Below are 14,409 nucleotides of genomic sequence, written 5' to 3' on the forward strand. Positions count from 1 at the left end.
CCCAGCAACTCCACGAAGCTGGGATCACCCGAGGTATCGGTGCGCAGGACAAGCGTGTTGACGAAGAACCCGACCAGATCATCGAGCGCGTCATCCGTCCGTCCCGCCACCGGCGAACCCACCGGAATATCACTACCGGCACCCAGCCGCGACAGCAGTGCCGCAAGACCCGCCTGCAACACCATGAACAGCGTCGTGCCCGTCCGGCGCGCCAACTCCACCAGACCCTCATGCAGTCCGGCATCCCACTCCACATACACCGTGCCCCCCGCATGGGAAGCGACCGCGGGACGGACACGATCGGCGGGCAGGGAGATCAGCTCCGGCAGACCACTCAACGCCTCACGCCAGTAATCCACCTGACGCCCGTACAGACCGTCCGCATCGGCATGATCACCCAGAATCCCGCGCTGCCACAAAGCGAAATCGGCGTACTGAACAGGCAACGCAGACCACTGCGGCACCACACCCCGCGCACGAGCCGTATACGCCGTCACGATGTCACGCACCAACGGACCCATGGACCAGCCATCAGCCGCGATGTGATGCAGCAGCAACAGCAGGACGCCGTCGTCGGGGCCGACGTCGAAGTAGCAGGCGCGTACGGGGACTTCGGCGGCCAGCTCGAATCCGTACCCGGCGGCCTCCTCCAAAGCCGCCGGCAATTCGGCCTCCGTCAACGAGCGCCGTTCCCACGGGAGTTCCGCGTCCTCCGCGTTCAAGACGAGCTGGAACGGCTCACCGTCGGTCTCCAGGAAGAGCGTGCGCAGCGACTCGTGCCGGGCCATCACATCGCCGAGCGCGACACGCAGCGCCTCCTCATCCAGCTCACCCCTGAGCCGGAGCGCCATCGGCACGTTGTACGCCGAACCACCCTCCAACCGCTGTAGGAACCACAGACGACGCTGCGCGAACGACAACGGAACCAGGTCCGGGCGCACCGCGGGAGTCAGCGGGGCGCGCCCGTCCGCGCCGAACCCCAGCCGCTCCGTCAAGCGCGCGACAGTGGGGTGGTCGAAGACGTCACGGATCGAGAGCTCCGTGCCGAGCACCGTACGGATACGGCTGACGAGCCGGGTGGCGAGGAGGGAGTGGCCTCCGAGGTCGAAGAAGCTGTCGTCGACACCGACCTTCTCCACCCCCAGCACCTCGGCGAAGATGCCGCACAGAGCCTCTTCCTGCGGGGTTCGCGGGGCACGGCCGTCCACGGCCGCCGCGTACTCCGGTACCGGCAGCGCGGCACGGTCCAGCTTCCCGTTCGGTGTCAGGGGCAGCCGGTCGAGCACCGTCACCACGGACGGCACCATGTACTCGGGGAGGCGTTCGGCCAGGCGTCGACGCACCGACGCCACGAGCGTGCCGATGCCACGCGCGAGACCCGGGCTGTTCGTCCAAGGAGCACGTGTGGTGCTCGGCGTGTAGACGCCCGTGAGCGGGGCGTGGCCGCGGTCCGACGGGAGGAGCACGGCGTCGAAGAGGTCGGAGGAGCGGGACGACCAGGTGGTCACCACCCTCAGGCCGTGCTCGGCTCCCAGGGCGATCAGGTCCTCGGGGTCCACGCCGGTCTCCGGCGCCTGGGCGTCGAGTCCGTCGAGCCGCCGCTCCAGGGCGACCTCGGCCACCAGGCGCGCGTTCGGGATTCCCCTTACCCGCAGGGGGAGTCGCGTGGTGCCGAAGAGGTCCGCCAGTTCGGTGGACGGGGTCCAGGCGATCTCGGGAGCTCTCGCCACGTCCACGGCCACGGTGGGCGCCGTGTGCAGGACGACCTCGTAGCGGTGGCGGGTGAGTTCGTTGTGGTAGGCGCCTCGTTTGAGTTGGATGTCGACGGCCGTGACGCGTTCGTCGTGCCGCGCTACGTGGTCGAAGAACTCCGGGGCGACGACCAGTTCCTTCTCCAGCAGGACCGCGCGGTCCACCACCGCGCGGGCCGCCGCACCCTGCCCCTGGTGGATCGCGGTGTGCAGGGCGCGCAGTGTTCCGGCGTGGCGTACGTCGCCGATCACGACGCGGCCGCCGGGCGCGAGGGCGCCCAGGGCTTGGTCGATCACGCGGGAGAGATAGTCGCCGTCCGGGAAGTACTGGATGACTGAATTGATCAGCACCGTGTCGAAGTGCCCGGTCGGCAGTCCCTGGAAGGAGTCGGCCGCCTGACAGCGCAGTTGGACCCGCTCCGACAGGCCGGCCCGTTCCACTTCGTCGCGGAGCCGGTCGACGGCGGCGGCGGACAGGTCGGTGCCCCAGTACTCCGTCATCTGCGGGGCGAGGTGAGCCATGAGCAGGCCCGAACCCAGTCCGATCTCCAACACGCGCTCCGCGCCCAGGTCCTGGACCTGCTGGACCGCCCTGTCGCGCCAGGCCCGCATCTCGCTCAGGGCGATCGGATCACCGGAGTAGGAGCTTTCCCAACCGGAGAAGTCCTCGCCGAACGCGAACCCGGAGGCGCCGGGCGTCGACGCCGGCTTCGGCGCCGCGTAGAGGGAGTCGTAGATCTCCTGCCACTCGGCCACCTGGGTTCCCCCGTCGGCCGACGGCTCGTCCTCGGCGACGGCCTCCAGGTCGGGTACCAGGTAGGCGACCAGACGCTGGTCGCCCGGCGTGTCCTCGCGCAGCACCACAGCTGCCTGCCGGACTGCCGGATCCTCTGCCAGGAGGGCTTCCACCTCGCCGGGCTCGACCCGGAAGCCGCGCAGTTTCACCTGCTCGTCCGCTCGGCCCACGAACTCCAACTGGCCGTCCCCGAGCCACCGCACCAGGTCGCCGGTGCGGTACATACGCTCACCCGCCGCGAAGGGGCAGGCGACAAACCGCTCGGCGGTCAGCCCCGCACGGTCCGCGTAGCCGCGTGCCAGACCGGCTCCCGCCGCATACAGCTCACCCACCACACCCACGGGGACCGGCTCCAGCGCCGGGTCGAGAACGAACAACTTGGTGTTCGCCACCGGACGCCCGATCGGGACAACGCCCTGCGAGGTGCCCTCTCCCAACGAAACCCAGACGGTCGACTCCGTCGGCCCGTAGGCGTTCACGACACGCCGTCCCGGCGCCGACCACCGTGCGACCAACTCGAACGGCACGGCCTCGCCCCCCAGGACAAGGCACTCCAGCGCGGGCAGGCCCGACTCGTGGCCGCGCGCGATCCCGCCCAGCACCGACGCGGGGAGCAGCACATGAGTGACGGCTTCGTCGGCCAGCACCGCGGCCAGCGCGTCACCCGCCAGGCGCCCCGCACCCGGCACCACGAGCAGGGCGCCGGAGGAGAAGGCCATCACCAGCTCCCACACCGACGCGTCGAAACTCGGCGACGCGAACTGCAGCACGCGGCTGGTCGCAGTCACTCCAAGCCGCCGGGCCTGCTCGTGGGCCAGGCTCGCGATGCCGCGATGGGACACCAGAACACCCTTGGGCGTGCCGGTCGAGCCGGACGTGTAGATCACATACGCCAGGCGGTCCGGCGAGGCGTCGATCCGGGGATCCGTACCGGGAAAGCCGGACATGTCGCGAGCCATGGCGTCCTCGTCCAGGACGACACGGGGAGCCGCGTCGGAAAGGATGAACGAGCGTCGTTGAGCCGGATAGTCCGGGTCCACCGGCACATGGGCGGCACCGGCCTTGTGAACGGCGAGCGTGGCCACCACCATCTCCAACGACCGCGGCAGCACCACCGCCACCCGGCTCTCGGGGCCCACTCCCCGCGCGATCAGCCAATGCGCCAGCCGGTTCGCCCGGGTGTTCAGCTCCGCGTACGAGAGACGGTCGCCGCCCACGACGGCGACCGCCGGCGCGTCGGGCGCCGAACGCGCGCGCTCCTCGAACAGTTCGGCCAGGTCCGCCTGCGGGACATCGACGGCCGTACGGTTCCACTCCATCGTCAGTCGGTCGCGCTCGGCGTCGTCGAGCAGTGCCAACTCCCCCACGCGCACCGCGGGGTCAGCCGTCGCCTGCTCCAGCAGCCGGGTCCAGCGGCGCATGAAGCCCTCGACCGAGGAACGGTCGAACAGGTCCGTGGCGTACTCGACGACCACCTCGATCCCGGCCGGGCCCGCTTCCGGGTCATGGGACTCGACGAGTGACAGCAACATGTCAAAGCGGGAGGTGCCGGCGCTCACCACGTCCGCGTCCACCTGTACACCGGGGAGTTCGAATCGTCCTTTCGGGGCGTTCTGGAGGACCATGGCGACCTGGAACAGCGGGTGATGCGCCACCGTTCGCTTCGGGTTGAGGCGCTCCACCAGATACTCGAACGGCACGTCCTGGTGCTCGTAGGCGTCCAGGCACGCCCGGCGTACGCGCTCCAGGAGTTCGCGGACGGTGGGGTCACCCGAGGTATCCGTACGCAGCACGAAGGTGTTGACGAAGAATCCGACGAGATCGTCGAGTGCCGCATCCGTACGGCCCGCCACACCGCTGCCGAGAGCGATGTCCTCCCCCGAGCCCAGCCTCGTCAGCAGGGCGGCCATGACGGTCTGCAACACCATGAACACCGTGCTGTCGCTGTCCGACGCGAGGGCCACCAGCCGCCGGTGCAGCTCCGCGTCCAACTGGAAGGTCAGTCGGCTGCCGCCGTACGACGCGACCGCGGGACGCGGCCGGTCCGTGGGGAACGACACCACTTCGGGCGTGCCCGCCAGTTGCCGCTTCCAGTACGCGACCTGCCGGGAGAGGAGGGAGTTCGGATCGGACTCGTCGCCGAGCAGTTCACGCTGCCACAGCGTGTAGTCCACGTACTGCACCGGAAGTTCGGGCCACTGCGGCGCCGTACCCGCGGCACGCGCGGAATAGGCGACGACCAGGTCCCGCGCGAGCGGACCCATGGACCATCCGTCGCCGGCGATGTGATGGATCAGCAGGAGCAGCGTGTGCTCGTCCTCGCTCTGCTCGAACAGCCAAGCGCGGACGGGCACTTCGGAGGAGAGGTCGAATGCATGGCGAGCAACTTCTTCGAGAGCGAGGGGGAGTTCCTCGCGCGAGGTGTGCCGGTGCTCCCACCGGACATCGACCTCCGCCGGGTCCAGGACCAACTGGTGCGGCTCGCCGCCGACTTCGGGAAACACCGTCCGCAGCGACTCATGCCGACCGATCACGTCGTACAGGGCCGAACACAGTGCTTCCGTATCGACTTTCCCCGAAAGCCGCAGAGCCAAGGGCATGTTGTAAGTGGCCGATGCGCCTTCGAGCTTGCGCAGAAACCATAGCCGACGTTGCGCGAAAGACAAGGGGATCATGAAATCATTCCTTCTTCGTGCCTCGCGCACAACGGGCTGAGCCGCTGATCGGCAGGCCAGGACCGGATGTATCCCACCGTATGACCAAGGAGGGCTGCTGCCGTTTCCGAATTCGACGAGATGCAATCGAAGCTTCGACGAGCCTGCCCGTACGGAAGAGCAACGTAGTCGATGCTGCTGTCTCGCGGGCGAGACAGATTTCGCCTTCTTCGCCGACACGTCCGACTGCTCCTGCGGTTGGGCTAAGGTCGCGGTGCGCCCGCCGGACCCATCGGTTGCCCCTGTGCGATTCCGCAGCGTTTCATTCCCCGGGAGGGGCCTCATGGCAGAAGAAGACAGCCGCCGTCGCGGCCTCCAATCCCTTGACTTCAAAGAACGGTTCGACTCGAAGCTGGCGGAGATCGACGCGCTGGCCGGATTCGACACAACCCATGGGGTCGAGACGAGTCGCCCCCTTGAGCCGTGGGAGATTCCGGAGGCCGACGAGGAGACGCTGAGCTCCCATTCCCGGTACTCGCCCACGCCGATCCGTACGATTCTCCATGTCATTGGGGCGGCACCCGTCGAGCACCAGGACGTCACCTTCGTGGACTTCGGCTCCGGCAAGGGTCGAGTTCTGCTCGCCGCCGCCGACCTGCCCTTCAAGAGGGTCATCGGTGTCGAGTTCTCGGAATACCTGTGCGGCGTGGCAAGGGCGAACATCGAGAAGTACCGGGCGAGTAGCCAGCGGTGTCACGACATCGAGGTCCGCTGCACGGACGCGAGAGATTTCGCGATCCCGGCCGATGCGGCCTTCTTCTATCTGTACGAGCCATTCACGGAGGACATCGCCGGTCAAGTATTCGGCAATATAGAGGAGTCGCTGCGCGACCACCCCCGACCGGTGATCGTCTGTCTGGTCGGCGAGCGGCTGTTGCCGGCAGCGGTCGACAGGACCGCTTGGCAGCAGATCGGCGAGACGTTGGTGTCACCGGACGACCCCTACTTCGACGCCCGGCTCTTCACCGTGAACCAGACCCTTTTGGAAAGAAGCGTGAATGGCTGACGAGCAGGTTTTTCTCAAGTCCAAGGCAATAGTCGAGCCGTTGGTCGACCGGTTCTACGCCTGGCTGCACACCCTCGCGCCGGCGCAGGCGGCACTGAACCTGGCGAACCGTCAGATCCCGATGCTCCAGTCGTATCTACAGTCGCCGCAGGTACACATGGCGGCCAGCGCGAATCCCACGCTGCGTGGCGGCTTCTTCGTGAACATCCACAAGAATCGGCGCGACGAGGTCCAGGACCTGCTCGACTCCATCACGCGCGACCGGGCGGACATGCTGCGCTTCGCCTCCGCGATCACTCAAGGGCACGAGCTGCTGCGGGAAGCCGCGACCGGATTCGACCTCACTCCGCTCTATCCGAAGCTGCCGCCCGAACTGGGTGGACTCGTGGAACTCGTCTACGACACCGGGAACCAGGCAGCGATGCGTTTCCTGGAGCCGCTCCTGTACAAGAGCGCGGTGTACGCGGAGGACCGGCAGTCGGTACAGCTGTCGCTGGAGCCGGGCACGGAGCGGCCCTTCATCCTGAGCACGCCCCGTCTGCCTTCTCCGGATGTGCTGGAACTGCCGATTCCGTTCCGCCACGGCGGCCTTGAGGAGCTGTTCAGGTCGCGAGTGAGTCCCACGACGCCCGCCCGGTTGCGCGAGGCGCTGGAGCTGGACGACGCGCAGGCGGCGCAGCTGTCCGGGCTCCTCAGCGACCGGCCGAGCCTGGCCGAGGACCGGCACATCGAGGGCGGCGGGCGCATCCGGTACTTCGGGCACGCCTGCCTGGTGCTACAGACGCCTCAGGGCTCCGTCGTGACCGACCCGTTCATCAGCGCGGACAGTTCCATGGCCGGCCGGTACACCCTCGACGACCTTCCGGACTTCATCGATCTGGTCCTGATCACACACGGCCACCAGGACCACATCGTGCTGGAGACGCTGTTGCAGCTGCGTGGCCGCGTCGGCGCGATCGTGGCGCCCCGCTCCTCGCGCGGCAACCTCTCGGATCCGTCGATCGCGCTGGCGCTCAAGCACCTCGGCTTCACGGTGCTGGAGGTGGACGACTTCGACGAGGTGCCGTTTCCCGGCGGCAAGGTCGTGGCGACGCCCTTCCTGGGCGAGCACTGCGACCTGGACATCAGAAGCAAGTCGACGTACTGGGTCGAGCTGGCGGGCAGGAAGGTGTTCATCGGGGCCGACTCGTCGGGCATCGAGCCGACGCTCTACCGCTACGTGCGGGAGCACTTGGGAACGGCTGACATCGCGTTCCTGGGCATGGAGTGTGACGGCGCCCCGCTCACCTGGCTCTACCAGGCGTTGTTGACCACACCGGTGACCAAGGCGATGAGCAACTCTCGCAAGCTCTCGGGGTCGAACGCGGAGCAGGCCGCGGCGATCACGACCGAGCTGGGCGCCCGTGAGGTGCACATCTATGCCATGGGTGAAGAGGAGTGGCTGGGGCACGTCATGGCTACGACCTACAACGAAGACACCTATCAGATCAAGCAAATCGAAGAGTTCATGATGTGGTGCGCCGATCACGGCATCAAGGGTAGTCATCTCTTCGGCCAGCGGGAATGGCGCTGGTAGAGGGGTGCTCTCAGTCCACCGAAGGGACAGAGAGCACCCCTCACGCAGGAAGCCGAGAATTAAATGGATCTGTCAACGATGGACGTTATCCAGTCCTTCAGATCCTGGTTGCTCTTCTTTGCCGCTTCTCGCCATCGCTCCAGTCTGATCTCATCCAACTCCAGGTTCAGTTGAACCGGAAGGATTTCGGGCTGATCCCGTGCAGGTGAAATGCTGGCCCGGATCTGTCGTCGCAACTCGTCCCGGGTCCAATTCAGGCGAGCAGCGAAATCAAGCCAATGGTCCTGTTCCTCTCTGGTGAGTGCCGCGACTTCCATGTGGTGCTGGAAGGTCAAATCCTTCCGGCGGCGGTCCGGATCGAACTTACGGGCCACCCATGCGTAGTTCCGCAAGGTCTGATAGTGGAGCGACGTTCCCTCCATTGCTCGTCGGTATCGCCCTACGTAATGTTTCTGCCCGTATACGAGCCAGTCACCGATCCACCATGCAGACAGATCCGCGACACCCTGAATCCGCTCGCCCAGCTGGCGCCAGGATTCGATCGGGAGGCCCTCGGGGAGACGGAGGCAGGCCTGTCCCACAAGCACCTTGGAATCCAGTAGGGGATTCCCAGCCATCCGCTCGACATGCATCATCGAAGTGGCGCTTCGACTTGGAATTGATTGCACAGATGTTCCCCCGTTTTTTCCGTTGAGCTATGCACTGATCTCTTTCAGCGTTGCCGCACCGGTGAGGGCAGCGGCAACGGTTTACGTCATTCGATTCGGTCCGCACTGGGCCCGTCAGAAGATCCGCCAGGAGTTCAATCGGGCGTAACCCGGCATGGTCAGTGCCAGGGGCCCGGACAGTGCGCGGTGGACGGCGCACTGGGTCACCTAGAGTTCGCCGTTGGGCGGGCGTCGGACGGATGTGGTCAACCAGGGGTAGCAGTTCATGAGACCTCCGTTTGTTGTCGCTTGATCAACCATGCGCGACATGCGCGCGTGCAGGAACCCTCAGCATGTGCAGATGCCTGATGCTGAGGGTGATAAAGGGTGCACAATGCCTCCCTGGGGATGCCTTGTCGGGCCTGAAGGCATGCCGACCGGCGGCGGCACAGGACCCGGGCTGCCTTGCGGAACAGGTCAGGTCCGTCGGGTCACGACGCTCATCGCCCAACTCCCCGTCGGCTTCGGCATTTCCGTCGACGTGGCGTGAACGTGCGGCTGTGGACCGATCCTTGTGGTCGGTCAGCGGCCGTGGATCTCACCCGTGTCCGTGGCACGAACGCCGGTCGAGCACGGCGTCACACGTCTGGAGGCCTGGCGGATCATGGACCGCCATGGACGGGGTGGCCCGGCCCCCGGCCGCGGCCCGGACCCATCGCGACGCCCGCCGGACGGCGGCCCGAAGAGCCCGAATGGTCTCGTCGGCCGGATTCGTGCCGACCGAGCGAGACAGAACCGAGTGCCCCCGCCAAAGCCATGCAGCCGACGAACTCGGCCCCGGGGCTGGCGGTTTACCGAGGCGCGCACGCAGTACATAGTGAGTACACGTCCGTCCCCGGGGGGGCGTGTGCGAAGGGGGAGTGCCGTGGTGCGCTACGTCCACCATCAACTGATCACCATCGCCGAGGCGGCGGTCGCCATGGCCGTCTCCGCGTCTGTCGTCTTCGCCGTGCGCGAACTGCCGCGGGTCAGCGGGGAAGGTGTGGCTGTCCTACTGGTCCTCTCGGGGCTCAGCGCGTTCTTCGGCCTGCTGGCGGTTCTGACCCCGTTGACCTAGCTGGGCGGTGAGAAGCACGATTTCGAGGGCGCGGTTCCGCTGGCCGACCCCGAGGCGACACTCCCCTCCCCACGCGAATCCCTGCGCCGCAGCTTCAACGCACCCTTGGCCGTCTTCATCGCGCTGGTAGCCATGGCCTACGGCCTGCTCTGGAATCCCTGGGCCGTCGCCTGGGCGGTCCTCCTCGTACCGGAGCGGATCGTCAAAGGCGTGTACGTGTTCTTCTGGGAGCGCCGTCACGGCGTACTCCTGTGGTTCGGCAATGTCGAGGAACAACCCCTGGGCAAGGGCGAGTTCCTCTATTCCTCACCACGGACGAGCAGCGCGGGGGAGCCTCGCGCCGCCTGACACGGAGCGCGCGGCCCCGGCCCGATCGGCGAAAACCCGGATACGCAGCCGAAGGCCGACACCCCTCCGGAACGAGCTACTTGAAGGCGGCGCCGACGACCAACTCACCGAACTCCCCTACACCACCGTGCACTTCGTCGAGCCGGTCCTCTCGGCCCTCTCGGTCCTCACCTACGACGACGAGCGCGAAGAAGCTGTCGTGGCCTCGCCGGACAACCGGGTTCCTCGACGCAGGACCAGGACGAACAAGGTTCAATCCGTGTCACCGCTGCCACCTCCGCTCAAGTCCTTGAGCAGACTGGCGGTTCGCAGGGTGTCGGGATGTTCCGGCCCCAGAGTCTTCCGCATCCGGGGCAGACTCTCCTCGGCCAGGGTCCTGGCTGCCTCGATCTCCCCGAGCAGGGCCAACCGGGGAGCCAGGTTCGCCGCGCTGCCCAGGGTGGCGGGATCGTCCTCCCCCAACACCCGCCTACAACGGGAAAGGGTGTCCTCGTCCAGCTCTCGTGCCGCCCTGAAGTCACCCAGGGCCGACAGGTCAACCGCCAGGTTGCTGGCGGTGAACAGGGTGTCGGGGTCGTCCCAGCCCAATACCCGGCGCTGCCGGTCCAGGGTGTCCCTGCCCAGGTCACGGGCCGCTTCCGGCTGGCCGGACAGACCCTGCACCGTGGCCAGGACGAAAGCCGTCACCAAGGTGTTGGGGTCGTCCCGGCCCACCACCTGACGCTGCCGGTCCAGTGTCTCCTCGGCCAGTACTCGGGCCGACTCCAGGTCTCCGAGTCTGCCCAGCCCGTGGGCCACATTGGACGCGCTGGCAAGAGTGTCGGGATGGTCTTCACCGAGCACTCGCAAGCGCCGCGCGAGGGTGTCCTTGTCCAGAACCAGGGCCGCCTCCACTTCCGAGAGGTCCGCCAGCACCCGGGCCAGACCGTGGGCGGTGACCAAGGTGTCGGGGTCGTCCCAGCCCAGCACCCTCCGCTTGCGGACCAGGACGTCCTCGTACAGGGCGCGGGCTTCCGTGGTCTCCCCCAGCGCCGCGAGACGGTTGGCCAGGTTGCCGGAGACGCCCAAGGTGTGACGATGGTCCTCGCCCAGCACTCTCCGCGCGCGGGCCAGCGTGTCCTCGTCCAGATCACGGGCCGCCTTGATCTCCCCCAGCGCCGCCAGCCGACTGGCCAGGTGAGACGCACCGGCGAGAGTGTCCGGATGGTCGTCGCCGAGCACTCTCCGCATGCGCTGCAAAGCGTCCTCGTTCAACTCCCGGGCCCGAGCGTGCTCCTGAATATCGGCGTGGGCGCGGGCGAGGCACTGGACCGCCCACAGAGTATCCAGATGATCGGGGCCGAGTTGCCGGGTCCAGGTCTGGTGGAGGACCTCCAGGCGAGACAGGGCGGCCCGGGTCTGTCCGTGGTCCAGCAGATACCAGCAGGCGTCGCAGGCTGCCGACCGTCCCTCCGGGGTGGTCAGTTCGGCCGGGTCGAAGGCAAGGAGGTGCGGAACGAGGTCGGGCCAGCGGGACCAGGTCGCGGGTTCGGTCGGGCTGCCCGGGTGGGCCGCGATCAGCAGGGCTTCCGCGGCCCGGGCGGCCTCGGCACGCTCGGACACCGTGAGCCGGTCGCGGATCACTCTCTGGGTGAGGCGGTGCGGCTGAACCGTACCGTTCCGCACGTGGGCGAGCGCCTGTCGCGCGAGGGCCCCCAGCGCCCTGCGGGCGAGGAGCGGATCGCTCAGCAGCTCCGCCACTGCCGAGGCCTGGCCGAGAGGCACGTCACGACAGACGTGCAGGGGGAACGGTTCCGGCGCCAGGAGGGAACAGGCGTGGAGGAGGCTCAGGGCAACCGGCTCCGTCCGGCCCAGGCGCTCCGCGCTGAGGCTGATCTGCGCGGCCAGTGAGACGGGATATCCGTCGGGACACCCTTCGTCGAGGACCTCGCTGATCCGCTCCTTGAGCAGTTGTTCGTACTGGTTCACGGTGAGACCGTCGGCCAGCAGCGCGGCGGCCTGTGCCAGGGCCAGCGGCAGGTCTTCCAGCGCCTCCGCCAGATCGTCGGCGTCGGCTTCGGACAGGTGTGGAACCCGGCCGCGCAGCAGGCCGATCGATTCGGTACGGGTGAACCCATCCACGTCGACCGGGACCGCCCGCTCGTGCCAGTTCGGGTTGCGGGAGGTGATCAGCACATGGCCGGCACCGCCCGGCAGATGCGGGGTGAGTGCGGTGGGGTCCTCGGCGTTGTCGAAGACCAACAGCCAGTGCCCCCGGGTGCGCAGCTCCGCCACCAGCGCCTCGCACGCCTCACCCGCCGGCGTGTCCGGATCGGCCACACCTGTCCGCACCGCGAGTGCGGCCAACTGGTCGGGAACGAGGGCGGTTTCCTCGGCGGAGATCCACCAGCCCAACTCGTAGTCGGAGGCGAAACGGTGGGCGTACTCGATCGCCAACTGGGTCTTGCCCACGCCCCCGCGTCCGCGCAGAGCGCGCATCGCCACGGGTGATCCGGCGGCGAGCTCTTGGCGTAGCCGCGCCAACAGCTCTTCCCGCCCGGTGAATCCGGCGTTGCGGGCGGGCAGGTTCCACACCTGGGGCAGGAGTCCGGGAAACCCTGGGGCGGTGCCGGTCGTGGCCGACGTCCGGACCGTGTCGTCGGGGCCCGGAAAGGCCGGTTTGCCGTCAGGACGCCGTGGTCCGGCGACCGCGTCGAGCAGCACCCGCCGTGCCTCTTCCTCGTCCAGACCGGCCAGGGACGGAGCCAGCAAGGCACGCAGCATCGGCGGAGCCTCGGCGCGGTCGAGCCGTAGCGGAATCAGCCTCTCCCTCGCCGCCAGGACGGCCGACCACTCCTCGGTCGTAAAACGGCGTGGATCGAAATAGGCGGTGGAGAACAGAGCGAGCAACTGCCCTTCCGCCAGGGCGGTGTTCATCTTCAGGATGAAGTTGTCCCCCGCACCCCAGTCCCAGAAATCAAGCTCCACGGTGTGGCCGGCGGCCTCCAACTCCCAGGCCACCCACGCCGCCCACGCCTGGTCGGCTCCCGCGTGACTGACAAAGAACCGACGCGGAGTTTCGTCTTCGGCCACCACACCCCCGCGTGCCGTTCCATCCGGGCCTGTCGCGGCCAACACTACGAGATCCGGCCCGTGTTCATGCCGGGCTTCAGTCCCCGAGCGCGAGGCGGAGGCCGAAGACGGCGATGGCCGCGCCCGTTGCACGGTCGAGGCAGCGGCGTACGGAAGGCCGTTGCAGGCGGCCACGGAGTGCGCGCGCGAAGGCGATCAGGGCGCAGGACCAGAGGACGGCCAGCAGGATGTGGACACCGGTGAGGAGTACGCCCGCTGCGAGGTGGGAGGCGCCGGCGGGGATGAACTGCGGGAGGACCGCGACGTAGAAGGCGCCCATCTTCGGGTTGAGGAGGTTGGTGGTGATCCCCTGCCGCCAGCCGCCGAGCAGCGTGTCGCCGTCGGCGCGCACCCCGCTGCCGTCCTCCTCCGCGTGCTCTCCCGCCGGGCGGCGCCAGGAGGTCCACAACATCCTGCCTCCCATCCACATGAGGTACGCGGCCCCGGCCCAGCGGAGCACCTCGTAGGCGAGGTGAGAGGCGGTCAGGAGCGCGGTCACACCCAGCGAGGCGAGCACGCCCCAGATCAGCGTGCCGCACTGGATGCCGAGGACCACGCCCCAGGCCCGACGGCGGTGGCCGAGTCCGGCGGTACGCAGGATGAGCGCGGTGTCCAGTCCGGGAGTGACGGTGAGCAGTCCCACCATCAGGGAGAAGGTCCACAAGGCGGTTATGTCGATCACGAACGACGACCATAGGCCCGCACATCACGCGACCTCCACTTTTCTGCCCGGAATCGGGCAGGCTCACTCGCCAGCGGCGCCGTCGATGGCCTCGCGGAGGAGATCCGCGTGGCCGACATGGCGGGCGTACTCCTCGATCACGTGCTCAAGGACGAACCGCACGTCGGTGTCGCCGAATTCCGGGTTCGGCACGATGCGTGCGAGGTCGGCGGTCACCCTCGTGAACACCTGCCGTGACTCCTCGCACGCGTTGAGGTAGTCCGCGTAGACCTCCCTGGCCGACGTGGCGTCCGACTCGTCGTACCACTCGTCGCCGTCGGCCGTGACGTAGGTCCGATACGGGAAGAAGCGCGGCGCCGTGCCGGCCAACGTCCGCTGGAACCAGGCGCGTTCGACCCCTTGCAGATGGCGCATAAGCCCCAGCAGGGTCAACGCCGATGACCCCAGGGGGCGTTGCCGCAGCTGTGCGTCCGAGAGACCCTCGCACTTCCACAGGAAGGTCGCCCGGTGGTAGTCGAGATTCGAGGCGATCACCTCCAACCACGTGCCGGATACGGTGCGTTCGGGCCGGACGATCTTCTGGACGACGAAGTCACGAGTTCGCATGCCCAAGAAGACCTCTCCTCGCATCGGAACTCATCGCTCGCAGCCCGCGGCCCGC

At 67.7% G+C, this 14,409-nt stretch carries 9 protein-coding genes; 4 read left to right on the forward strand and 5 right to left on the reverse strand.

Annotation, left to right across the window (positions count from 1 at the left end; translation table 11 throughout):
• The coding region (locus ACWIHT_RS09220) for an amino acid adenylation domain-containing protein (protein WP_456166056.1) at positions 1-5,222 on the reverse strand (5,222 nt) is incomplete at its 3' end.
• Positions 5,223-5,544: 322 nt separating this feature from the next.
• Here ACWIHT_RS09220 and ACWIHT_RS09225 point away from each other — a divergent pair.
• Entirely contained in the window at positions 5,545-6,267 is a 723-nt protein-coding gene (locus tag ACWIHT_RS09225; protein ID WP_456166058.1) for a class I SAM-dependent methyltransferase, read from the forward strand.
• Positions 6,260-7,843: an MBL fold metallo-hydrolase gene (locus ACWIHT_RS09230; protein WP_456166060.1), complete on the forward strand. Its 1,584-nt coding sequence runs from the start codon at positions 6,260-6,262 to the stop codon at positions 7,841-7,843. The genes ACWIHT_RS09225 and ACWIHT_RS09230 overlap by 8 nt, the downstream gene beginning before the upstream one ends.
• 59 nt (positions 7,844-7,902) lie before the next feature.
• Here the strand turns inward: ACWIHT_RS09230 and ACWIHT_RS09235 are convergent, their stop codons facing one another.
• Complete coding sequence (locus tag ACWIHT_RS09235; protein ID WP_456166062.1) at positions 7,903-8,478, reverse strand: LmbU family transcriptional regulator; 576 nt, start codon at positions 8,476-8,478, stop codon at positions 7,903-7,905.
• 937 nt (positions 8,479-9,415) lie between these two features.
• Between ACWIHT_RS09235 and ACWIHT_RS09240 the strand changes: the two genes are divergently transcribed.
• The gene (locus ACWIHT_RS09240) at positions 9,416-9,607 is read left to right on the forward strand and encodes a hypothetical protein (protein WP_456166064.1); all 192 of its coding nucleotides are present in this window, start codon (positions 9,416-9,418) and stop codon (positions 9,605-9,607) included.
• Positions 9,608-9,712: 105 nt separating this feature from the next.
• Positions 9,713-9,955, forward strand: coding sequence for a hypothetical protein (locus ACWIHT_RS09245; RefSeq protein ID WP_456166066.1), 243 nt, complete (start codon positions 9,713-9,715; stop codon positions 9,953-9,955).
• Between the two features lie 252 nt (positions 9,956-10,207).
• Here the strand turns inward: ACWIHT_RS09245 and fxsT are convergent, their stop codons facing one another.
• From fxsT to ACWIHT_RS09260, 3 genes are all read right to left on the reverse strand, one after another.
• Positions 10,208-13,027: an FxSxx-COOH system tetratricopeptide repeat protein gene (gene fxsT, locus ACWIHT_RS09250; protein ID WP_456166068.1), complete on the reverse strand. Its 2,820-nt coding sequence runs from the start codon at positions 13,025-13,027 to the stop codon at positions 10,208-10,210.
• A gap of 76 nt (positions 13,028-13,103) precedes the next feature.
• Complete coding sequence (locus tag ACWIHT_RS09255) at positions 13,104-13,748, reverse strand: LysE family translocator (protein WP_456166070.1); 645 nt, start codon at positions 13,746-13,748, stop codon at positions 13,104-13,106.
• Between the two features lie 63 nt (positions 13,749-13,811).
• Positions 13,812-14,354 carry a DinB family protein gene (locus ACWIHT_RS09260; protein WP_456166072.1) on the reverse strand — a complete coding sequence of 181 codons (543 nt, stop codon included), beginning with the start codon at positions 14,352-14,354 and terminating at the stop codon, positions 13,812-13,814.
• Between the last annotated feature and the right edge of the window lie 55 nt (positions 14,355-14,409).

Source organism: Streptomyces sp. NPDC002276 (genome assembly GCF_053891435.1).

Excerpts from the sequence above, each read along its gene's own strand:
- ACWIHT_RS09225 (WP_456166058.1), top strand. The coding sequence starts at position 5,545 with ATGGCAGAAGAAGACAGCCGCCGTCGCGGCCTCCAATCCCTTGACTTC.
- ACWIHT_RS09230 (WP_456166060.1), top strand. The coding sequence starts at position 6,260 with ATGGCTGACGAGCAGGTTTTTCTCAAGTCCAAGGCAATAGTCGAGCCG.
- ACWIHT_RS09235 (WP_456166062.1), bottom strand. The coding sequence starts at position 8,478 with ATGATGCATGTCGAGCGGATGGCTGGGAATCCCCTACTGGATTCCAAG.
- ACWIHT_RS09260 (WP_456166072.1), bottom strand. The coding sequence starts at position 14,354 with ATGCGAACTCGTGACTTCGTCGTCCAGAAGATCGTCCGGCCCGAACGC.